Annotated in this window: 18 protein-coding genes and 1 riboswitch; of the genes, 6 read left to right on the top strand and 12 right to left on the bottom strand. The window is 71.6% G+C overall.

What is annotated here, in order from left to right; translation table 11 throughout:
• Positions 1–26 precede the first annotated feature (26 nt).
• Entirely contained in the window at positions 27–422 is a 396-nt protein-coding gene (locus tag IEY91_RS15405; protein ID WP_164325488.1) for an FHA domain-containing protein, read from the top strand.
• Positions 423–448: 26 nt separating this feature from the next.
• Here IEY91_RS15405 and IEY91_RS15410 read toward each other — a convergent pair whose 3' ends face one another.
• Together IEY91_RS15410 and proP are read right to left on the bottom strand one after the other, a co-directional pair.
• Positions 449–1,123, bottom strand: a complete 675-nt coding sequence (locus IEY91_RS15410; RefSeq protein WP_189174348.1) for an O-methyltransferase — start codon at positions 1,121–1,123, stop codon at positions 449–451.
• 163 nt (positions 1,124–1,286) lie between these two features.
• On the bottom strand, positions 1,287–2,711 hold the full coding sequence (gene proP, locus IEY91_RS15415) for a glycine betaine/L-proline transporter ProP (RefSeq protein WP_189174349.1): 1,425 nt from the start codon (positions 2,709–2,711) through the stop codon (positions 1,287–1,289).
• A 552-nt stretch (positions 2,712–3,263) separates the two neighbouring features.
• On the opposite strand from proP, the gene IEY91_RS15420 reads away from it, so the two are divergent.
• Positions 3,264–5,390, top strand: coding sequence for a bifunctional glycosyltransferase 87/phosphatase PAP2 family protein (locus IEY91_RS15420; RefSeq protein ID WP_229696974.1), 2,127 nt, complete (start codon positions 3,264–3,266; stop codon positions 5,388–5,390).
• Here the strand turns inward: IEY91_RS15420 and IEY91_RS15425 are convergent.
• On the bottom strand, positions 5,347–6,981 hold the full coding sequence (locus IEY91_RS15425) for a DUF8823 domain-containing protein (RefSeq protein ID WP_373287948.1): 1,635 nt from the start codon (positions 6,979–6,981) through the stop codon (positions 5,347–5,349). The two genes, IEY91_RS15420 and IEY91_RS15425, sit on opposite strands and share 44 nt — an antisense overlap.
• A 187-nt stretch (positions 6,982–7,168) precedes the next feature.
• The gene (locus IEY91_RS15430; protein WP_189174351.1) at positions 7,169–8,413 is read right to left on the bottom strand and encodes a cytochrome P450; all 1,245 of its coding nucleotides are present in this window, start codon (positions 8,411–8,413) and stop codon (positions 7,169–7,171) included.
• Between the two features lie 243 nt (positions 8,414–8,656).
• Here IEY91_RS15430 and IEY91_RS15435 point away from each other — a divergent pair, with 243 nt between their 5' ends.
• A complete protein-coding gene (locus IEY91_RS15435; protein ID WP_189174352.1) occupies positions 8,657–9,826 on the top strand; it encodes a steroid 3-ketoacyl-CoA thiolase in 1,170 nt (389 codons plus the stop codon).
• Positions 9,827–10,127: 301 nt separating this feature from the next.
• On the opposite strand, the gene IEY91_RS15440 is transcribed toward IEY91_RS15435, so the two are convergent.
• From IEY91_RS15440 to IEY91_RS15465, 6 genes are all read right to left on the bottom strand, one after another.
• Positions 10,128–10,547 carry an aggregation-promoting factor C-terminal-like domain-containing protein gene (locus IEY91_RS15440; protein ID WP_164325500.1) on the bottom strand — a complete coding sequence of 140 codons (420 nt, stop codon included), beginning with the start codon at positions 10,545–10,547 and terminating at the stop codon, positions 10,128–10,130.
• A gap of 347 nt (positions 10,548–10,894) precedes the next feature.
• Positions 10,895–11,755 carry an ECF transporter S component gene (locus IEY91_RS15445; RefSeq protein WP_189174353.1) on the bottom strand — a complete coding sequence of 287 codons (861 nt, stop codon included), beginning with the start codon at positions 11,753–11,755 and terminating at the stop codon, positions 10,895–10,897.
• A complete protein-coding gene (locus tag IEY91_RS15450; RefSeq protein ID WP_189174494.1) occupies positions 11,752–13,641 on the bottom strand; it encodes an ABC transporter ATP-binding protein in 1,890 nt (629 codons plus the stop codon). The genes IEY91_RS15445 and IEY91_RS15450 overlap by 4 nt, the downstream gene beginning before the upstream one ends.
• Before the next feature lie 2 nt (positions 13,642–13,643).
• A complete protein-coding gene (locus tag IEY91_RS15455; protein ID WP_229696975.1) occupies positions 13,644–14,834 on the bottom strand; it encodes an energy-coupling factor transporter transmembrane component T in 1,191 nt (396 codons plus the stop codon).
• Positions 14,827–15,525 (bottom strand): SCO2322 family protein, encoded by a 699-nt coding sequence (locus IEY91_RS15460; protein ID WP_373287949.1) that lies wholly within the window; start codon positions 15,523–15,525, stop codon positions 14,827–14,829. The genes IEY91_RS15455 and IEY91_RS15460 overlap by 8 nt, the downstream gene beginning before the upstream one ends.
• The gene (locus tag IEY91_RS15465; RefSeq protein WP_189174356.1) at positions 15,522–16,763 is read right to left on the bottom strand and encodes an SCO2321 family membrane protein; all 1,242 of its coding nucleotides are present in this window, start codon (positions 16,761–16,763) and stop codon (positions 15,522–15,524) included. Before IEY91_RS15465 ends, IEY91_RS15460 begins: the two co-directional genes overlap by 4 nt.
• Before the next feature lie 138 nt (positions 16,764–16,901).
• Positions 16,902–17,004, bottom strand: a riboswitch (cobalamin riboswitch).
• A 133-nt stretch (positions 17,005–17,137) separates the two neighbouring features.
• Here IEY91_RS15465 and IEY91_RS15470 point away from each other — a divergent pair.
• The gene (locus IEY91_RS15470) at positions 17,138–17,980 is read left to right on the top strand and encodes an SDR family oxidoreductase (RefSeq protein WP_164325508.1); all 843 of its coding nucleotides are present in this window, start codon (positions 17,138–17,140) and stop codon (positions 17,978–17,980) included.
• Between the two features lie 24 nt (positions 17,981–18,004).
• Here the strand turns inward: IEY91_RS15470 and IEY91_RS15475 are convergent, their stop codons facing one another.
• Complete coding sequence (locus IEY91_RS15475) at positions 18,005–19,063, bottom strand: Strvi_7410 family MBL fold metallo-hydrolase (RefSeq protein ID WP_189174357.1); 1,059 nt, start codon at positions 19,061–19,063, stop codon at positions 18,005–18,007.
• 204 nt (positions 19,064–19,267) lie between these two features.
• Between IEY91_RS15475 and IEY91_RS15480 the strand changes: the two genes are divergently transcribed.
• Positions 19,268–19,582, top strand: coding sequence for a hypothetical protein (locus IEY91_RS15480; RefSeq protein ID WP_189174358.1), 315 nt, complete (start codon positions 19,268–19,270; stop codon positions 19,580–19,582).
• A gap of 33 nt (positions 19,583–19,615) precedes the next feature.
• Here the strand turns inward: IEY91_RS15480 and IEY91_RS42500 are convergent, their stop codons facing one another.
• Positions 19,616–20,410, bottom strand: coding sequence for an ATP-binding protein (locus IEY91_RS42500; protein WP_306309899.1), 795 nt, complete (start codon positions 20,408–20,410; stop codon positions 19,616–19,618).
• A 175-nt stretch (positions 20,411–20,585) separates the two neighbouring features.
• On the opposite strand from IEY91_RS42500, the gene IEY91_RS15495 reads away from it, so the two are divergent.
• Positions 20,586–21,863 (top strand): helix-turn-helix domain-containing protein, encoded by a 1,278-nt coding sequence (locus tag IEY91_RS15495; RefSeq protein ID WP_189174496.1) that lies wholly within the window; start codon positions 20,586–20,588, stop codon positions 21,861–21,863.
• Positions 21,864–21,868: the final 5 nt, after the last annotated feature.

A 21,868-nucleotide genomic window follows, 5' to 3' on the forward strand; every position in this document is an offset into this window, starting at 1 on the left:
GGACTTCAGGGGCAGGGGGTACCCAGGTGCTTGAGCTGACCATGGCCGTGGTGACGGGGGAGGCGGACGCGGGCGCGACCGCGGGCATGCTGATGGCGGAGGCGGACAGCGAACCCGGCGCCGTCCTGCGCGTCGGCCGCGACCGCAACGTGTGCCGGCTCGCGCCGCCGCAGGACTGGCTCTTCGTCTCCCGTACGCATCTCGAATTCCGCTGTCGCGTCGACGGCACCTGGACCGTCACCTGGGTGCGGGGCTCGCAGCCCGATCCTGCCTCCGAGGTGCGGTTGCTGGCCGGGGGGTCCGCGGTGGCCCTCGCGTACGGGGCGACCACGCCCTTGCCGAGGGGTGGCTCGGGGGAGGTTGTCGTGCGGGACCGGTCGGGGCCTCGGAGTGTCAGCGTGGGGTTTTATCACGAGGTTTGAGGGCGCCCCGGCGTGTGCGCGGTGCCTCAGTCCAGTACGCGGGCCAGGGCGAAGCCGTCGTAGCCCTTCGTGCCCACCGTCTGTACCGCCGTGCCGTCCAACTTCGGGTGGCTCGCGATGAGTTCCAGGGCCGCGCGCGTGCCTCGGATGCTGGGGTCGTCGCTCTTCGGGTTGGTGACCTCGCCGCCGCGTACGACGTTGTCGACGATGATCAGGCTGCCCGGGCGGGTGAGCTTCAGGGACCACTCCACGTAGTGCGGGTTGTTGGCCTTGTCCGCGTCGATGAAGACCAGGTCGAAGGGGGCCGGGGACTCGGCGTGCAGGGTCGCCAGGGAGTCCAGGGCCGGGCCGGTACGGATCTCCGTGATCTTGTCGAGGCCGGCTCGGGTGAGGTTGGCTGCCGCCACCTCGGCGTGCTTGGGGCTGTACTCGAGGGTGAGGAGGTGGCCGTCGGCGGGGAGGGCTCGTGCCAGCCAGATGGTGCTGTAGCCGCCGAGGGTGCCGATTTCCAGGATGCGGTGGGCGCCCTGGAGTTGGGCCAGTAGGTGGAGGAGCTTGCCCTGGTTCGGCGCGACGTTGATGGCCGGCAGGCCGGCCGCTTCGCTGTCTTGGAGTGCGGCGGTCAGGACGGGGTCCGCGGGGGTGAGGAGGTCGGTGAAGTAGTTGTCGACCTTGGTCCAGTGGGTGGGGTTGGTGCTCATGGGGGCGTGCTCCTCGGGTTGGGGTGGCGCTGCGCTGTGCCTCCCCAACCCCGCCCCTTCCCGAAACCAGAGGGCTGCGCCCCCTGGACCCCCGCCACACATGGGGCTTCGCCCCTCGCCCCCTTGTCGGCGCTCCGCGCCTCGTCCTCAAACGCCGGACGGGCTATTTCCCACCCGCCCGGAGCGCCGCGGCCTCCCCCTCCGTCTCCACCGCCGGAGGCGACCCCGGCAGCGGACGCCCCGCCGACTCCGTCATGTACCAGACCGCCACGCCGCCCACCACGGCCGCCGCCATCATGTAGTACGCGGGCATCATCACGTCCCCCGTGGCCCCGATCAGCGCCGTGACCACCAGCGGAGTCGTACCGCCGAAGACGGACACGGAGATGTTGAAGCCGATGGACAGGGAGCCGTAGCGCACCGGCGTCGGGAAGAGGGCGGGCAGTGCCGAGGGCATGGATGCCGTGAAGCAGACCAGGAGCAGGCCGAGTGCGGACAGGCCCAGGCCGATCGCCCACAGGGAGCCCGCTCGGATCAGGAGCAGGGCGGGGATCGAGAGGAGGAGGAAGCCCGCACAGCCCGCGGCTATGACCGGGCGGCGGCCCACGCGGTCCGTGAGCGCGCCGACGAACGGCTGGGCGCACATCATCAGGGCCATCACGACGAGGATCACGAGGAGCCCGTGCGTCTCGTCGTACTTCAGCTCGCTGGTGAGGTAGCTCGGCATGTACGACAGGAGCATGTAGTCCGTGACGTTGAAGACCAGGACCAGGCCCATGCAGAGGAGCAGGGCCCGCCACTGGCCCGTCACCATGTCCCGCACCCGTACCTTCGGCCGCGTCTGCTCGTCCTTGTGGGCCTTCTCCAGCTCGGCCGCGAACGCGGGGGTCTCCTCCAGGCGCATGCGGAGGTAGAGGCCGATGAGGCCCATGGGGCCCGCGATGAGGAACGGGATCCGCCAGCCCCAGGACTGCAGGTCCTCACTGGACAGCAGGGCCGTCATCAGCGTCACCAGGCCCGCGCCGCCGATGTATCCGGCGAGCGTGCCGAACTCCAGCCAGCTGCCGAGGAAGCCGCGCTTCTTGTCGGGCGCGTACTCGGCGATGAACGTCGAGGCACCCGCGTACTCGCCACCGGTGGAGAAGCCCTGCACCAGGCGCGCGGCCAGGAGCAGGATCGGCGCCCAGACGCCGATCGTCGCGTACGAGGGGATCAGGCCGATCGCGAACGTGCCCGCCGCCATCATGATCATGGTGAGGGCGAGGATCTTCTGGCGGCCCACGCGGTCGCCGAGGGGGCCGAAGACCATGCCGCCGACCGGGCGGATCAGGAAGGCCGCGGCGAAGGCGCCGAACGTCGACAGGAGCTGGGCCGTGGGGTTGCCGGAGGGGAAGAAGACCTTGCCCAGCGTCACCGCGATGTAGCTGTAGACGCCGAAGTCGAACCACTCCATCGCGTTGCCGAGCGCGGCCGCCTTCACGGCGCGCTTGACCAGCGCCGGGTCGGTGACGGTGGCTTCGGCGGGGGCCGGCTCCGTGGGGGAGGGCGCCGCCTTCGGGCGGGGTGCGACGGGTGTGGCGGTCCGCAAGGGCTCGCTCGCCTGCCTTTCGTGGACTGCGGGGGACCCGGTGACCTTAGGTGCAGCAACCATCATTACGGGTGGTGGCGGGGTGATCGCGCTGGGTCGCAATCGCTCTGTATTCAGGCCAAACGGGGGTACTTCCGGCGGGAGGGGGGTGGGTTTGATGTGATCCTTGTCGCGCCCGGACGGCGGAACCAGGGCGGGGGGTTCACGGAGTCATCACACAGATGAGCCCCGTGAAACCGCCCGGAAACCGGGCGGGCCCGGTGAACACGCAGTGGACGCGGGTGGTCGCGGGTCCCGCGCGCGCCGCGGCGAGGGGCGGGGGCCCGTCCCGAAGTCCCTTCCGGGTCCCCCGGTCGCCGCGGGCCGGTTGGGCACTCATGCCGAAAAGCCGGTAGAAAGCGGTGTGGCTGCCAGGTGAAATGGGGGTTGCGCGCGTCTCACCCAGGGGCATGCGAGCCTCTTCGGGTGAGATCACGGACCTCTTGGGTGAGATCCGGGATCTCCTGGCGATGTGATCAAGGGTGACGGATGGGGCGGGAGGGCCGACAGGGCGTGGCGAATGTTGAGCACAGGGGACCGGGGAATGCCTTGGGCGCGGGGGCATCCCGGACACCAGAGGCACGGATCGGAGCGGTCCGTGTCGCCCTCTGGCTGATCGCCGCCGTCCTGGCCGTGCGCCAGGTGACCGTCGTCCTGCGCACCCCCAAGGCCGAGCGCCTCACCGACCTGGAGACCTGGATCGGGCCGAACGGCGTGCTGCATGTGAACGGCTCGCTGTACGACGCCGACAAGTTCACCGGCACCCCCTTCGCGGGACTCGTCCTCAAGCCGCTGGCCAACTCCGCCGAGCAGGCCCTCGGCTGGGCCTGGACCTTCGGCACCCTCGGCCTCGTCGTGGTCCTCGGCCTGGTCGCCGCCCGCGCGCTCCCGCAGCCCGTCTCGCGCCGGACCTCACTGCTCGCCGCCCCGGTCGCGATCAGCCTCCTGATGCTGTCCCTGCCGGTGCGCAACACCCTGTACCTGGGCCAGACCAGCATCATCCCGGTCCTGCTCGTGCTGCTCGGCCTCTTCGCCGTGCGCGGGCAGCGGGCCAGCGGCGTCCTCATCGGCCTCGCCGCCGCCCTGCAGCCCACGGTGCTGCTCTTCGCGCCGCTGCTGTGGTTCACCGGACGCAAGAAGGCCGCCCTGTCCACGGGTGCCACCTTCGCCGCCGCCACCGCCGTCGCCTGGGCGGCCATGCCGCACGACTCGTGGACGTACTGGGTCCACCACCTGGCGGGCGCCGGCCTCGGCGCCAACCCCGACGCCAACGCCAACCAGTCGCTGCACGGCGCCCTGCTCCGCCTCGGCCTGGAGGGACCGCTCGAAATAGGGCTCTTCCTGGCCCTGAGCGCCGCCGTCGCCTTCCTCGGCCTGCGCCGCGCGGTGAAGTACGCCCGCGACGGCCAGCTCCTGCTCGCCGTCGCGATCACCGGCTGTGTCGCCGTCGTGGTGTCCCCGACGAGCTGGCAGCACCAGCTCCTGTGGCTGCTGCTCGCCGTCGTCGGCCGGGTCGGCAAGCGGGCCTCCGACCGGTTCGTGTGGCCCATCGCCGTCGTCCTGGTGATGACGCTGCCGTCGAAGATGATGCTCCCGAACATGTCGGTCCTGGATCCGCTGCGCGACAACGTCGTCCTGCTGGCCGCGCTGGCCTCCGCGCTGATCGTGCCGTTCCTGTCCCGCACGGCGCCCGAGTACCGGGCGCCGATCCCCACCTCGTACGCCGATCCCGTACCGGCGCGCTGGAAGTGGGTGCCGCTGTTCCCGTTCTGGCGGCGCGTGCTCACCCGCCCGAACCTGCTGCTCGAACTGCTCCTGATCCGCGTCGGCTACTCCGCGTACCAGCAGACCCGGCTCGCCGCGACCGGCGGCACCATCTCCGGCGGCCGCGAGCGCGCCGAGACGCACGGCGAGCAGATCCACTCCATCGAGCAGTTCCTGCACATCGACATCGAGCACTGGTTCAACCAGCTCACGGCGCGCACGCCGTGGATGGAGAGCTTCTTCAACTTCTACTACACGTCGTTCCACTTCGTGGTGCCGCTGAGCGTCCTCGCGATCCTCTATCTGCGCCGCCCGGCGCAGTACCGCTGGGCGCGCTCCGCCCTCGGCTTCGCCACGATTCTCGCGCTCGTCGGCTTCTGGGGTTACCCGCTCGCGCCGCCGCGGCTGATGGAGGACCTCAACTTCATCGACACCATCCACGGCGTGCAGGACTTCACTCAGCCCGACTACGGCACGCTCACGAAGCTCACCAACCAGTACGCGGCGATGCCCTCGCTGCACTTCGGCTGGTCGCTGTGGTGCGGTCTGGTCATCGCGATCCTCGCGCCCAAGTGGTGGATGAAGGCACTCGGGCTGCTGCACCCGTTCTTCACGGTCTGTGCGATCGTCGGCACCGGCAACCACTGGATCCTCGACGCGGTGGGCGGCGCGGCCGTCGTCGGCGCGGGCTTCGGCCTGACCTACCTGCTGCAGGGGCCGCGCGTAAAGCAGGCACTCAAGGTCGGGACGGGGGCGGAGCCCGCGGTGGCGGGCGAACCGAAGGTTCCGCTCAGCAAGCCGAAGGGCGAGGTCAGCAAACCGCAGGGCGAGGTCAGCAAGCCGAAGGACGAGGCGAGCGACCGTACCCCGAGCTGATCCGGTACGTCCCCGGTGCCCGCACCGTCAGCTGTGTGAACTCGCCGTGCCGCTTCAGGCACGCGCCCTCGGCCCGTAGCCACGGCGAGTACACGATCCGCACGCTCACCGAGCCCCGCTCCGGCACCCGCACCACCACGTCCGTGCTGGTGGAGCGGACCACGGAGGCGGGCGCCGACGCCATCGGCACCGCGTTCCTCACGCGGAAGATCCGCCAGTGCTTGTCCTTCCACACCGGCTCCAGCCACTTCGGTCCGCTCTTGACCAGGGCGGCCTCGTCGAGGGCGGGCCCGTCGGGGCGGCCGGACGGCAGCACGACGAAGCCGACCGCCCACTTGTCGAGCCAGGCGCGGTACGTCGTGGCGGAGAACGAGCCGTCGTAGAACAGCCGCCCGCGCTCGATGTCGAGCTGCCGGTTCCAGCCGCGCGCCATGTTCACGTACGGAGCGAGCGCGGTGGCCTCGCGGTGGTTGCGGGCCGGGACCACCTCGACCCGGCCGCGGTCGGCGCCCAGGCGCTCCAGTTCGCGTACGACCGCCTGCGTGTCCGTCGCCCAGGCGGGCACGATCGTCGACACCTCCAGGTCGTCGGCCGTCTTCTGCGCCACCCACGCCGTCGACAGGACGAGCGCCGTCACCAGCGCCATCCGGCGCATGACCGGCAGCGCCGGGCTGAGCAGCGCGGCCAGGAGCAGCGCGGGCGCGACGAGTTCGGCGAGCCGCTCGACGTTCGTGCCGATCGGGGACGGTATGAGGTACGTGAGGACGGTCCCCGCCGCGTACACCCCCGCCCCGCACCGCAGCACCCGCCACTCCCGCGGCCCCGCCACCACCAGGACCAGGCTGAAGAAGACCGGCGGGAAGACGCGGTCCGCCCACATCAGGTGCTCGCCCTTGAAGGGGAAGAGCAGGGTCGTGACGCCGACGACCACGACGGGCGGCGCGAGCAGGGCAAGGGCGCGCCCCCATTCGCGTACGAAGAAGTAGCCCGCCCCCGCCACCAGCAGGAACAGGCCCGCCACCGGGGACGCCATGGTGGCGAGCGCCGAGCAGATCACCGCGACCGTCAGGCGCCTCCCGCGCAGCACCGCGAGGACGGCGCCGAGCCCGAAGGCGAGGCCGAGCGCGAACGTGGTGCGCCCGGAGGCGACGTTGCACCACACGGCGAGCGAGGCGAGGACCGCGGGCCACAGAGGGCGGCGCACCCCGGAGCGCTCGATGAGCACCGCGACCAGCCAGGCGCCCGCGACGCCGGAGAGCACGGTCACGGTCTTCACACCGATCGCGGCCATCAAGTACGGCGATATCAGGCTGTAGTTGGCGGTGTGCATGCCGCCGTACCAGAAGAGGCTGTACGCCGCCGAGCCGTGCTCGTCCGCGAACCGGGCCCAGGCCTGCTGGGCCGCGAGGTCCCCGCCGCCGGTGGCGAGGAACGCCGCCCACAGCGCGTACAGGGGAAGGGTGGGCGCGGTGGCGAGGACGGCGATGCGGTGTCGCCGGTAGAAGGTGCGCAGGGCGCGGAAGGGATTCTTCCGTTCCGTGGGTGAACTGCCGGTGGGAAGGATCGAGAGGTCGGCAGAGACCACGGTCACCGTTTCCGTTCCAAGTCTTGGAGAGGCAAGGTCACCCCTCAAGACGTCTCGCGTAACGAAAACGTTGGCACGGCTTGCCGATCAAGTGAACATTTGGCGGAATTCCTCGGTGCGGCGAGGTGCGGCCGGGCCAGGGGAGGCAGGGGCGGGGCGTAGGGGGTGTGCCCCTGCCTCCCGTGGGGCCCGGTCAGCGGGTGCTGACCTGGAGTTCCTTGACTCCGTTGAGCCAGGCCGAGCGGAGTCGGCGTGGGTCGCCGGTGAGCCGCAGTTGGGGCATCGCCTCGGCGACGGCGTTGAAGATGAGGTTGATTTCGAGGACCGCCAGGGATTTGCCGAGGCAGAAGTGCGGGCCTCCGCCGCCGAAACCGAGATGGGGGTTCGGATCCCGGGTGATGTCGAACACGTCGGGGTTCTCGAAGACTTCGGGATCGTGATTGGCGGAGGAATAGAAGATTCCGACGCGGTCGCCCTTCTTGATCCGTACGTCCCCCAGTTCGGTGTCCTGGGTCGCGGTGCGCTGGAAGGACACCACGGGCGTGCCCCAGCGCACGATCTCCTCGGCGGTCGTCACCGGGCGCTCGCGCTTGAACAGCTCCCACTGGTCGGGGTGGGTGAGGAAGGCGTGCATGCCGTGGGTGATGGCGTTGCGGGTGGTCTCGTTGCCGGCGACGGCCAGCAGGATGACGAAGAACCCGAACTCGTCGGAGGACAGGTTGCCTTCGTCCTCGGCGGCCACGAGTTGGCTGACGATGTCCTTGGCCGGGCACTCCTTGCGGGCGGCGGCCAGGTGCATCGCGTACGACACGATCTCCATGGCGGCCTCGGCGCCGACCTCCTCGGTGATCGCGTACTCCGGGTCGTCGTACGCCGCCATCTTGTTGGACCAGTCGAAGATCTTCGAGCGGTCCTCCTGGGGTACGCCGATCAGCTCGGCTATGGCCTGGAGCGGGAGTTCGACGGCGACGTTGGTGACGAAGTCGAAGGAGCCGTCGTCGGCGGCGTTCTCCAGGGCCGCCTCGACGATCTTGTGCGAGCGGCTGCGCAGCGCGTCCTCCAGGGAGCGGATGGCGCGCGGGGTGAAGCCGCGCTGCACGATCTGGCGGACCCGGGTGTGCTCGGGCGGGTCCATGTTGAGCATGATCATCTTCTGGACTTCGATCTGGTCGCGGCTGATCGACTCGTTGAAGCGGATGACCGCGGTGTTGAGGTTGGAGGAGAACAACTCCGGGTGCGTGGACACGTACTTGACGTCCGCGTGCCGGGTCACGGCCCAGTAGCCGGCGTCGTCGAACCCGGAGATGCCGGGCCGCTGGGCGATCCAGCGCACCGGCTCCGACCTCCGCAGCAGCGTGAACTCCGGGAAGGGCACGCGGGCTTGCAGCACATCGGGATCGGTGAAGTCGAACCCGTCGGGCAGCGCGGGACAGGGCATCGGCAACTCCAGACGTTCATCTGACGGGGCATCAGGAGATGCGTCGCAACGTAGTAACGGGTTCTACAAGTGGCAAGGGCCTTGACGCATCGCTTTGGGTGCCTGTCGTGCGGGCGGTGCGTGCACGACCCTTGCGGGGGTGGGGTCGGGCTCAGCAGACTGTGAGGATAACTAGAACGCGTACTAGTTCTGGTGCGGGGGTGTCGGGACGTCCCGCGGGATGTGAATGGAGAGGACGGGCCAGTGGCCGCTGAACCTGTGATCGTCGAAGCCGTACGTACGCCGATCGGCAAGCGCGGGGGTGCGCTCGCCAATCTCCATCCCGCCTATCTCCTGGGCGAGACCTACCGTGAACTCCTCGGCCGCACCGGCATCCACGCCGACTGCGTCGAGCAGATCGTCGGCGGCGCCGTCACCCAGGCCGGCGAGCAGTCCGCGAACCCGGCGCGCACCGCGTGGCTCACCATGGGCCTGCCGTACGAGACGGGCGCGACGACGGTCAACTGCCAGTGCGGCTCGTCCCAGCAGGCCTCGCACATGGTCGCCAACATGGTCGCGGGCGGCGTCATCGACGTCGGCATCAGCTGTGGCGTCGAGTCGATGTCGCGGGTGCCGCTCGGGTCCGCGTCCCGGAACGGGCCCGGCAAGCCCTTCCCCGACGAGTGGAACATCGACCTGCCCAACCAGTTCGAGGCCGCCGAACGGATCGCCCGCAAGCGCGGGCTCAGCCGCGAGAACGTCGACTCCCTCGGACTCATCTCGCAGGAGCGGGCGGGGGTCGCGTGGGGCGAGGAGCGGTTCAAACGCGAGACGTTCGCCGTGCAGGTCCCCACCACCGAGGCGGAGCAGGCCGCCGGGCAGGGCATGTGGCGGCTCGTCGACCGCGACGAAGGGCTGCGCGACACGTCCATGGACGTGCTCGGGCGGCTCAAGCCGGTCATGCCCACCGCCGTGCACACGGCGGGGAACTCCTCGCAGATCTCCGACGGGGCGGCTGCCTTGCTGTGGACCTCCAAGCGGATGGCTCGCGCACTGCGGTTGCGGCCGCGGGCCCGGGTCGTCGCGCAGGCGCTCGTCGGGGCCGATCCGCACTTCCATCTCGACGGGCCCATCGACGCCACCCGGGCTGTGCTCGGCAAGGCGGGGATGTCCCTCAAGGACATCGATCTGGTCGAGATCAACGAGGCGTTCGCCGCTGTGGTGTTGAGCTGGGCCCAGGTCTTCGGGCAGGACCTGGAGAAGGTGAATGTGAACGGGGGCGCCATTGCTCTGGGGCATCCGGTGGGGGCGACGGGGGCGCGGTTGCTGACCACCGCCCTGCATGAACTGGAGCGGGCCGACAAGGAGTTCGCGTTGGTGTGCATGTGTGCGGGGGGTGCGGTGGCTACGGCGACGATTTTGCAGCGGTTGTAGGCCCTGCCGGGGGCTTCCCCAATCCCGCCCCTTCCCGAAACCGGGGGCTCCGCCCCCGGACCCCCGTATCGGCCTGGACGGCCTCGGCCTCAAACGCCGGACGGGCTAAAAAGCCCGAGCGCCGGGCGGGCTATTTATAGCCCGCCCGGCGATTGAGGGCGAGGCGCGGAGCGCCGATGAGGGGGAGAGGGGCGGAGCCCCAGGACGGGTGCGGGAGCGCGGAAGAGGGCGGCACCCCCGTCAGGGGTGCCGCCCTCTTCGTAGCTCAAGGTGGCTACTGCTCAAGGCCCAGGGGCCGGGCTCAGTACCAGCCGTTCGCCTGCCAGTGGTCCCACGCGCCACACGGGCTGCCGTAGCGGTCCTTCATGTACTCGTGGCCCCACTTGATCTGGGTCTCGGGGTTGGTCTGCCAGTCGGCGCCGGCCGAGGCCATCTTGGAGCCGGGCAGGGCCTGGACCAGGCCGTACGCGCCGGAGGAGGCGTTCTTCGCGTTGACGTCCCAGCCACTCTCGTGGGAGACGATGCGGTCGAAGCACTGGAACTGCGCGTCGTCGGCGATCATCCGCTGCGCCACGGCCTTGGCCGAGTCGGACGTCGCGGCCGCCGGAGCGGCCTGGGCGGGGGCCGCAGCGAAGACCATGCCGGTGGCGGCAGCCGCGACGGCGCCGGCGGCGATGGCCTTCTTCGGGGAAGCGATGCGGCGGAGGATGGAGACGGTCACAGAGGAACCTTCCGGTGGGGAATGGGGCGGTCGCGGGCACACCGTGGTCACGCGGACCGTGGGGGGAATGCCTCGGCGCCGAGGCCCGGGTGGGCTCGTCGGCGCCGTGCGACTCATCCAGAGAAGCAGGGCTGTTACGCCGCCGCAATGACCCCTCTTACTAGTGGCACTCGCACCCGGACCGGAGGTCCCTCGTGTGACCTGGCTCTCAATTCGCAGGTCAGCGCGTTGATTGGTGGGGACATGGCAACGGTGTGCGGCTCCGACCCCGGGTAGTAGAGGACCAAAGTCCTGTGGGCCGCCTCACCCGCCACCCACCCGTTTCATCACAGAACGCGCAAGACCGTTCACCGCCGCGAGGGCTCGAATGTGACCGGCGTCTCGAACGCGGCCCGCCTCGTGGCCCGGCGCAGCGCCTTCAGGACGGCCGGGCCGAGCGTGAGGCTGAGCGCCACCGTGACCACGGCGCGCGGCAGGTCCCAGCCGAGGGATGTCGCCAGGCAGTACGCGAGGAAACGGGCGAGGTTCTCGCCCACCGGGTCGCCGGGCACGAAGGAGACGCCTGTGGCCAGGCCGCCGATGTACGGCCAGCCCTGGAGGTTCATGACGGTGCCGTACAGGACGGAGGACACCGCTCCGTACGCCCCGAGGACGTACAGCTCGCCCCGACCGCGCAGCGTGTCCGGGCCCGGCAGCAGGCCCGCCCCCATGCACACCCAGCCCATCGCCAGCATCTGGAACGGCATCCACGGGCCGACCCCGCCCGTGAGCAGCGCGGACGCGAACATCGACACCGAGCCGAGCACGAAGCCGAACCCCGGCCCCAGCACCCGCCCGCTCAGCACCATCAGGAAGAACATCGGCTCGATCCCGGCCGTGCCCGCCCCCAGCGGCCGCAGCGCCGCGCCGGCCGCGGCGAGCACCCCGAGCATCGCGATGGCCTTCGCGTCCAGGCCGACGTCGGCGATGGTCGCCACGACCACGCCGAGCAGTAGTGGTAGCAGAGCCGCGAACAGCCACGGGGCGTCCTTCGCATGCGCGCTCAAGCTGGAGTCCCCGCCTGCGAACAGCGGCCATCCGAAGGCGACGAACCCGATAGCGGTGACCAGGCCGAGCGCGGCGACGGAGCGGGGGCCGAGCCGGACGGGGCGGACCTGGCGGTCGGAGTGGTCAGGGCGGTCGAGGTGGGTCTGGTGGGCGTCGTTCACGGGGTCGCGCCCTCTCCTTCGCTCGGTGCCGCCGCGCGCAGCGCCCGCCGTACCTGCGTCACCGTCAGCCACGGCTGCGGCGCCAGGACCTTCGTGACCTGCGGGGCGAACGACGGGGACGACACCACGACGTCCGCCGTCGGGCCGTCGGCCACCACCTCGCCCTCGGCGAGGATCACCACCCTGTGGGCCAGCTCGGCGGCCAGTTCCACGTCGTGCGTGGCGAGGACGATCGCGTGGCCCTCCGCCGCGAGGCCGCGCAGGATCGTGACCAGGCGGGCCTTGGCCGCGTAGTCCAGGCCGCGGGTCGGCTCGTCGAGGAGGAGCAGGGGCGGGCGTGCGGTGAGGACGATCGCGAGCGCGAGAGCCAGGCGCTGGCCCTCGGACAGGTCGCGGGGGTGCGTGTCGTCCGCGATGCCGGGCAGCAGCTCGGCGACCAGGTCCCGGCAGGTTCCCGGCGCCGCGTCCGCGTCGTGGTCGGCCGCCGCGCACTCGGCCGCGACCGTGTCCGCGTACAGCAGGTCACGGGGCTCCTGCGGTACGAGGCCGACGCGCCGGATCAGTTCGCGCGGCGTCGTCCGGTGCGGCGTGGCGCCGCCCACCCGCACCGTCCCCGACGTGGGCGCGAGCAGCCCGACCAGGGTGGAAAGGAGCGTGGACTTGCCCGCGCCGTTGCGCCCCATCAGCGCGACGGTCTCCCCGGCGCAGACGTCGAGGTCGACCCGCCGCAGCGCCTCGACCCGGCCCCGGTACACGGCGAGCCCACTGACCCGCGCGGCGCGCGGCGCACCGGCAGGCGCTGCTTCCTGGACAGCTTCCCCCGCCTGCGCGGCTTCGGCGTCCGAGGCGTCCGGCGCCGCGCTGTCCGGCCGCGCGGCATCCGGCGCCGTGACCTCCGCCCCGCCGCCCCGGCCCTTCCCGCCGATGCGCCGCCAGCGGGAGGCACGCCCGGACGCCCCGGACGCGGGCGCCACAGCCTCGGCCGGGCCGGGCTCCGGACGAGGTTCCGAAGCCACGGCGGCTCCCTCGGCCGTGGACGCCCCCACGGGCCGCCCCTCACCAGGCGCCACCCCCACCAACCGCTCCCGCAACCCCGCGGTCCGCCGCCGGGCGTCCCGCACCGTGAGCGGCAGTGGGGTCACGCCCGCCAGGCGGCCCAGGTCGACGACCGGGGGGTACACCGGGGAGACGGCCATCACCTCGGCCGGGTCGCCCAGGAGTGGCGGTTCGCCGGGGGCGGCGAGGAGGAGGACCTGGTCGGCGTACTGGACGACGCGTTCCAGGCGGTGCTCGGCCATGAGGACGGTCGTGCCGAGGTCGTGGACGAGGCGTTGGAGGACGGCGAGGACTTCTTCCGCGGCCGCCGGGTCCAGGGCCGACGTCGGCTCGTCCAGGACCAGGACGCGCGGGTGCGGGGTGAGGACGGAGCCGATGGCCACGCGCTGCTGCTGGCCGCCGGAGAGGGTGGTGATGGGGCGGTCGCGCAGGTCCGCGAGGCCGAGCAGGTCGAGGGTCTCCTCGACGCGGCGGCGCATGACGTCGGGGGCGAGGCCGAGCGACTCCATGCCGTACGCCAGCTCGTCCTCGACGGTGTCCGTGACGAAGTGGGCGAGCGGGTCCTGGCCCACGGTGCCGACGACGTCGGCCAGCTCGCGCGGCTTGTGGGTGCGGGTGTCGCGGCCCGCGACGGTCACCCGGCCGCGCAGCGTGCCGCCCGTGAAGTGCGGGACGAGCCCACTGACCGTACCGAGAAGTGTCGACTTGCCGACTCCGGACGGGCCGACGAGCAGCACCAGCTCGCCCTCGGGCACGGCCAGGTCGACGCCCCGGACGGTCGGCCCGGCGGCCCCTTCGTAGCGTACGGAGACGTCCTCGAACCGGATCATGGTCATGAGGTCTTCTCCTTGGCGGGCATGCGGGGCGGCTTGGCGGAGCGCGCGGACACGGGGGCCTCGGCGGGCGGCGGCACCGGCGCCACGAACGCGGGCAGAAGCCCGATCAGAATGGCCGCGGCGGGCAGCAGCGGCAGCGTGGGCGCGACCAGCGGGACGACCCCGGGGTTCAGGGCGTCCGAGGCGGAGGAGCTCGCGGCGATCATCAGGGTCGCCACGGCGGCCCCGGACCCGGCCACCAGCCAGGCGCGCAGGCCCCACCGGTCCGGGCGGTAGCGGCTGCGCACCGAGCGGCGCCCGCCGAGCCAGAGCCCGCCGAGCGCGGCGGCGAGCCCGACGCCGAGCACCGGCAGGCCGTACGTCGTGCCGTCCGCGGTGAGCAGTCCGTACGTACCCGCGCAGACGCCCATGAGTCCGCCGAGGGTGAGCACCGCCGTCGTCCTGCGCACCCGCGCGGGCACGGCGGCCGTGCGGCCGAAGCCGCGCGCGTCCATCGCGGCGGCCAGCGCGACGGACCGTTCGAGCGCGCCCTCCAGGACCGGCAGGCCCACCTGGAGCAGCCCGCGTACGCCCTTGTCAGGGCGCCCGCGCAGCCGCCTGGCGGCCCGCAGTCGCTGGACGTCGGCGATCAGGTTCGGCGCGAACGTCATCGCCACGACGACGGCCACCCCGACCTCGTACAGAGCGCCCGGAAGGGACTTCAGCAGGCGCGCCGGGCTGGCGAGGGCGTTCGCGGCGCCGACGCAGATCAGCAGCCCGGCCAGGCGCACGCCGTCGTACAGCGCGAACACCACGCCCTCCGCGGTGACCCGGCCGCCGATCCGCACGCCCTGCGCCCAGTCGGGCAGCGGCACCTCGGGCAGCGTCACGATGAGGTGCGTACCGGGGATCGGCGAGCCGAGCACGATCGCGAAGACGAGCCGGATGCCGATGACGACGAGCGCGAGCTTCACGAACGCGCCGTAGGACCGCGCCCACGGCGCCGACGTGCGACGGGCCGCGACGACGTACCCCGCGACGCCGATGAGCAGCCCGATGAGCAGCGGATTGGTGGTGCGGGACGCGGCCGTGGCCAGGCCGAGCGCCCACAGCCACCAGGCGCCCGGGTGCAGCGCGTTGGAACGGTGCGCCTGCGGCGCGAGGCGAAGCCGCCGGGCGGGCCGGTCTTCGGGGGCAGGGTCAGCCACGGCGGCGGCGGGCCTGCCAGACGGCGGCGGCACCGAGGGCGACGATCGCCGCGATGCCCGCGAGCAGGCCGACGGAGGGACCGCCGTCGTCGCCCCCGCTGTCCCCGTTGCCCTGGGCCGACTCGGACGTGTCGCCCTTGCCGCCCGACTCCTTGCCGGAGACCTGTTCGCCGCACCCCTGCTTCGGGTAGCCGGAGATGGCGCACAGCAGCGCGGAGCTGTTGTAGCGCAGCGGCTTGGCGACGGCGGCGAGCGCGTCGGCGCTGGTGCCGCCGGAGTCGACGCTCGCGCACGCCGTACGCGGCTTCGGGGGCCGCTCGCCGCCCGGAGCGTCGCCCGGCGTGCCGAAGTCGATGACGAGCGCGATCCGCTTGTGGCCGTCTTCGGCGGGTGTGTCCGCGCAGATCGCGCCGAAGTCGGCGGCGCCGCGCGGCTTCTCGGCGCTGCCGGAGTTGGCGGACACGGCGAACCGGAAGCCCTCCACGTCACCGTCGTCGGGCCGGGCGATGGAGGGCCCCTGCGTCGCGTACACCCACGCGCCGTCCTTGCCCTGCTGCCAGAACGACCAGTAGCGGTAGTCGGCGGCGTGGGCGGGGCCCGCGGCGAGGAGTGTCCCGACGAAGAGTGTCAGGACCGTGGTGAGCAGGGCGGCCACCGTGAGGCGGCCGCGCCCCGGGTGGCGCCGGCTCACAGCTGGTTCTTCTTCTTGCGGCCGCTGAGCAGGAAGCCGATGCCCGCGCCCGCGACCAGGCCGACGCCGACGATCCACCAGACGCTGACGCCGGACCCGTCGTCGTCCTTGTCCTCGTTCTCGTCCTTCACCTTCGCCCCGGTGGTGACCTCGCTGATCGCCTTGGGCGTCGGGCCCTGCGCGTTGAGCTGCTTCACGAGGTCGGCGCCGCCGAAGTCGCGTACGTCCATGTCCGCGGCGAGCGCCGCGAAGACGAGCTGGGAGTACGCGGCGGGGCCGCTGTCCTTGGCCCAGGCGGCGGAGTTCTTCGACAGCCACCCGGCCGACTTCTTCGCCTGCTCGGCCTGGCCCGCGGCGGCGAGCGCGACCACGGCGTCGGCGGTGTTGCCGACGTCCGGCTGGTCCTTGGCGCCGGGCATGGCGGAGGTGAGGTGGCCGGTCTTGGCGAGGGACTTCAGGAGGTAGCCGGTGCCGTTCCGTGCGGCCTGCCCGGCGGTGTCGGGCTTCGCGCACTTCGGCGCGGAGCCGGCCTCCTTGCCCTTCGCGGGCACGAGGCCCTGGCCGAGGCCGCCGAGGACGCCGGCCGCGGTGGCGTCGGCGTTCGGCGTGAGCTTGCCGGACTTGGCGTCGGCGAGGCCGAACGCGCCGCCGTCCTTGCCGCAGTCCATGGCGAGCTTCGTCAGCGCGTCGAGCGGCGACTTGCCCTTCTGGGACTTCGCGGAGGCGGGCTTCTCGCCGACGGCGGCGAGCGCGCCGATCACGATGCCGGTGGAGTTGGCGTCGCTGGGCAGGCCCGGGTTGTAGCCCCAGCCGCCGTCCTGGTTCTGGACGGACTTCAGCCAGTCGAGGCCCTTCTTCACCGTGTTCGACTCGTTGCCGACGGCGTGCAGCGCCTGGATCGCGGCGGCGGTGGAGTTCGAGTCGACCTGCGTCTTGGAGTCGCACGGCTCGGTGGCGTCCGCGCGGTACGCCGCGAAGCCGCCGCTGGAGCACTGCTGGCCGGTGAGCCAGTCGACGGCCTTGTCGGCCGGGGTGACACCCACGGTCTTCTGCGCGAGCAGCGCGTACGACTGCCGGAACACGCCGTCGAACTGCGGGTCCTTCTTGCCGTACAGACCGGACGGCAGCGGCCCCTTGGGCGACGGCGAGGCGTCGTCGGCGAGGGCGGCCGGGGCGGCGGCGGTGCCGAGGGCGGCGACGGCCACGGCCAGGGCAGCTGCGCTGCGGCGAACGTTCATGATGCGGCGGGTGCCTCTCCCTGCGGGGAGCCGGGCGGCACGGCACGGACGGGCACCGGGCGGCTCCGGCTCCGTATACCTCGACGGTGCCGGCCATCGGCACGTTTCCGATGACGCGAGCCGGTCATGCGGCGGACGAGGCATTCCGGCTTGCCGCGCGGGCTGCGACGCGGCTTCACGGCTGCGGGTCAGCGCCGGATTCGCACCGGCTTTCCCTCGTACGCGCATGATGACGACGCGCCCACTCTACCGGCCCGTATGCCCGTTCCCACGGGCCCGGCGCCCTCTGGCAGGGCGTGCCGGGCGGGCGTACTTTGGCCTGGGCCTCGGGGTACGGGAGTTGACCCGGGGTACGGGAGCCGAGGGGAGCGCGCATGGCGGGCACGGGGACCGAACGTACTGAACGTCACGAGGGGCCGGGAAGCCGGGCGGCGGCCCGTACCTATCTCGTCACCGGAGCCGCCTCCGGAATCGGCAGGGCCGTGGCGCGCCGCCTCACCGCCCGGGGCCACCGCGTCATCGGCGCCGACATCAAGGAGAGCGAGGACTCCGCGATCCGCGCGGACCTGAGCACCGTCGAGGGGCGCGCCCAGCTCGTGGAGGAGGCCGCCGAGCTGGGCGGCGGGCGCCTGGACGCGGTGGTGGCGTGTGCCGGGGTCGGCCTGTTCGACCCGGTCGCGGTGAGTGTGAACGGTTTCGGCGCGATCGCCACGCTGGCGGGCCTGCGGCCGCTGCTCGCCGCGGGCCGGGACCCGCGCGCGCTCGCCGTCGCCTCGCTGGCCGCCGTGCACGAGACCGATCCGGCGATCGTCGCCGCGGTGCTCGCGGGCGACGAGGAGGCGGCCGTCGCGGCCGCGCGGGCCGCCGTCGAGCGGGGCGAGGGCCGGCTGGTGTACGCCTCCGCGAAGCGGGCGCTGGTCCGCTGGGTACGGCGGGCCGCTGTCACCGACGCGTGGGCGGGCGCGGGCATCCCCCTCAACGCGATCGCACCCGGCATCGTCCGTACGCCGCTCAGCCGCCCCCTGCTGGAGGACCCGGAACTGCACGCGCTCACCGACGCGTCCGTCCCGATGCCCCTGCACGGCTACGCGGACCCGGAACAGCTCGCCCCCCTCGTGGACCACCTGACGTCGCCGGAGAACACGCACGTCACGGGACAGGTGGTGTTCATCGACGGGGGAGCGGACGCGGTGTTGCGGGGGGACGAGGGCTGGTGAGGTGGCGTACGTCACGAACACCTACTAGGCGGCGTACGCCACGTACATGACGGGATCGCTCCCCGCCACGGCCTCCGCGCGCCCCAACTTCACGAGCCGCCGCAGGTGGGCCTCGGCCTCCGACACGGCGATGTTCCGCGACCCGTAGGGGATGTCGGCCCAGGGCCGGTTCCACTCCATGCGCTCGGCGAGCTGCCAGGGGGTACGGGGCTCGCCGAGCAGGCCGAGCAGGTGGGTCAGCCGCTCTTCGTGGTGGGCGAGCAACTCCCGTACGCGGGGCTGAGCTTCGACGAAAGCATGCTGATGGGCAGGCAGAACCTCGGCGACGCCGAGCCGCCCGACCCGCTCAAGTGAGTCGAGATAGTCACCGAGGGGATCGGTGACGGTGGCGTCGTCCGGATCCTCGTAAAGGCCGACATGCGGAGTGATCCCGGGCAGCAGATGATCACCGGAGAACAACCGCCCGTGCCCTTCGCGCCCCGCCGGATGCTCCTCCTCCAGATGCAGGCAGACGTGGCCGGGGGTGTGCCCCGGGGTCCAGATGGCGCGTAGTTTCCGCCCCGCGAGGGGGACGAGTTCGCCGGGGGCGATGGCGCGGTCGGGCAGGGCGGGGGCGAGGCCTGGGAGCCTCGGGGTGCGGCCCGCGTCGCGGGCGGCGAGGAGAGGTGCGATGTGCTCGGCGGGAGCGCCGGCGGCGGCGAGCTTGTCGGCCATGTACCCGTACCACCGCGCGGGCGCGTGCTCACGGGTGCGCCGCACGACGTCGGCGTCGGCCTCGTGCATGGCGATCCAGGCGCCGGACGCTTCCCGCACCCGCGCGGACAGCCCGTGGTGGTCAGGATGATGATGAGTGATCAACACCCCGTGTACGTCCCCGACTCCGACCCCACAAGCGGCAAGCCCTGCGACCAGCGTGTCCCACGACCCGGGGTCGTCCCACCCGGTGTCGACGAGAACGGGCCCCCGGCCGGTGTCGAGGAGATGAACCAGGGTGTACCCGAGGGGATTGTCAGGAATGGGCACGCGAATGCTCCACACCCCACCCCCGTGCACGATGGTCCCGGTGCCGCTCGCCTGAGTCATGCTCCGCCCCCGCTCGCCGCCGGGTGCCCACTATAACTAGAACTTGTTCCAAAGGTCGCCCAAGTCGACTGATGCTTCGGGGAGTTGGTCTGATGACGCCGACGTGCCGGTTGCTCCTGAGGCCCGCTCCGGAATCCCCCGAAAGCCCCCCATTGAGGTCTGCTGTAGGTCACGCTTGATGTCTGGTTGAGGTAAGGGGGCACCATGAGCAGTCCGCACATCAACGCGCCCATCCAGGCCCGCATGTACGCGAAGATGCAGCACAAGGTGATCTGGGTCGTCGTGGTCGTGGCGTCGGCCGGCCTTCTGGCGCCGGCCCTGTTCTTCATCGCGGCCAAGAAGCGCGTCGTCAGCATGGCCGTGCCTGCGATCTACGCGGTCCTCATCTACGGCTCGGCCATCGTGGGGTCCGTGCTCGGCAATCCGAAGAACTGGGTGGGCGGTGTCCTCGCCATCACGATGATCGTCGCCGCTGTGCACGCCGCCATCCTCGACATGGATTGGAAGCCGGGCCGGTAGTTGCCGATATGTCGACGCCCACTCTGCGGTGCCCTACCGAAGACCTTCATCTTCAGAGTGGCGAGGAGCGCAAGGGAGGCTGGGGCGGATCGTCCAGGTGATGCGCGTGTTGGCCCGGGTCACTGACGCCGTGCAGGGCTCTGTGCGCAGTAGGGCCCGCCGCGTCTCGATGCGACTGTCGTGCAGCCAGTCCCACACATCCTGGGAGGCTCCCGGGTCGAGTGCCGGTGAGATGGCGCGAAGTGTGGCGGTGACCCATCGGTCTGCTTGAGGCGCCGAACGTGCGTCGAAGGATGCCCGCAGCTTCGGCTCCGCCCCTTCGGTGAGGTCTTCGGTCCAGCACTCGCACCGGTAGCTCTGCGGAGGTCTGCCGGTCTTGCCGAAGCTGTCGCCGACAGTGATGGCCGCAGGAGGCTCGGAATGTGCGGCCCCGGAGGGAGAGGCCAGGGCGATCTCGGCCCAGCACTGCTTTCCGGTGGGTGTCGGCTCAGCGCCGTGCCGGTCGGTGAGGGCGGCGACGAGCACCAGGCCCCGGCCGTTCTCGCTGTACTCGTCCGGGATGCCGGGCTGGGGGAGCACGGGGTTGGAGTCTCGAACCTCGATGCGCAGAACGGCATCGCTGAGCCGCGCGGACAGGAGAACCTCACCGGCGCGGGTGTGCTGGATCGCGTTGGTGACGAGCTCGCTGATCACCAACGCGGCGGTGCGCACGACACTGTCGTCCAGTTCTGTCTTCCAGCCCCGTATTCCGTCCACGGCCTGGTGGCGGGCGGTGGTGACCGCGGCCGGCGTGCCTGGTACGGAGAGCGTGAGCTGGTGCGCTGCCATGGACGGCCTTCCGGTGTGGGGACTTCCCCCTCACGCAATCAGCCCACCACAGCAGTGGGTTGCTCTCTGCGCCGGTGCTGCATCGGATATGCAGGAGCTGCATCACAGCGAAACTCACCTGATCTACGCTCGGTTGAGCAGGCAGAATCGGCGACGGCGGAAGGGGCCGTGGCAGATGGCCGAGGCACTCAGTGAAGCGAGGCGGATCGGTGAAGCGATCCGTCTGGCCCGGGTGCTACAGCGACGCTCGCAAAAGGACGTCGCTGCGGCACTCGGCTACCACCAGTCCAAGGTGAGCCGTCTGGAGAGCGGCCGTGGCACGGACGACATTCGTGTCCTACGCGCCGTCGCGCAGGAACTGGCCATTTCGCCAAAGCAGTTGGGCCTTGCTGCCGCGTCCGGCGCTGCCTCCCCCACCGCCGATCCCGAAGCCGTAGACATGGACCGTCGTACCTTCCTCGCCGCGGGCCTCACCGCACTCACACCTTCCGCTACGGCGACTGCCGCCCACGACAACCTCGTCCGAGCCCTCCTGCCTGGCCCTGCCTCGGCGGGCACCGGTACCGTCCTGGATACGACGGTCCTTCGCGACCGGGTCGGCGCGGCCCGCAGGCTCTTCTGCACCTGCGACTACACGGCTCTGGAACGCACACTCCCCGGCCTGATTGCCGACCTGCGGCAGGCCGCCGCCGACCCTGCGCCGGCGGACGTACTCTCCGCGCTGCTGGCCACGGCGTACCAGACCTCGACCAGCCTGCTGCTCAAACAGCATGACCAGGGCGGTGCCTGGCTCGCGGTCGGTCGCGCGATGGCCGAGGCCGAACGCTCGGGTGACCCGGTGATCCTCGCCTCCAGCGTTCGCGTACAGGCCCACGTCCTGGCCCGCGAGAAATACACCGCCCAAGCTGTCACGCTCGTCCGCCACACCGCCGATCAGCTCACCGGCTCCTACGACGGTCGCTCCCCGAAGTACCTCGCGGCGGTGGGTCTGTTGCTCCTGCGTGGCGTGACAGCGGCCAGCGGCGGAGGTGACCGTGTCGCCACTGAGGAGTTCCTCGCGGAGGCGAAAGAGGTGGCTCAGTACGTCTCCCTCGACCAGCCCGATGCCTGGGCCAACTTCGGTCCCACCAACGTCGCCCTTCACGAGGTCAGCGCCCTGGTGGCGCTCGGTGACGCGGGCCTCGCCCTGCGAGCGGCCCGCCCGCTCATACGCCGACACATTCCTGTACCCGAACGCCGTGCCGCCCTGTGGGTGGAGGTGGCCCGCGCCCATCACCAGCAGGGCCGCCTCGCCGAGGGATACCAGGCCCTGCGCACCGCCGAGTCCTGCGCCGCCCAGGACGTCCGCCGTCCCGCAGTCCGACACCTGGTCGCCGACATGGTGGCCCGCGACCGCCGCCGTACGCTGCCTGAACTGCACCACTTCAGCCGCCGCTTGGGAGCTGCCGCGTGACCGAC

This window comes from Streptomyces lasiicapitis (genome assembly GCF_014646335.1).
Taxonomy (GTDB): domain Bacteria; phylum Actinomycetota; class Actinomycetes; order Streptomycetales; family Streptomycetaceae; genus Streptomyces; species Streptomyces lasiicapitis.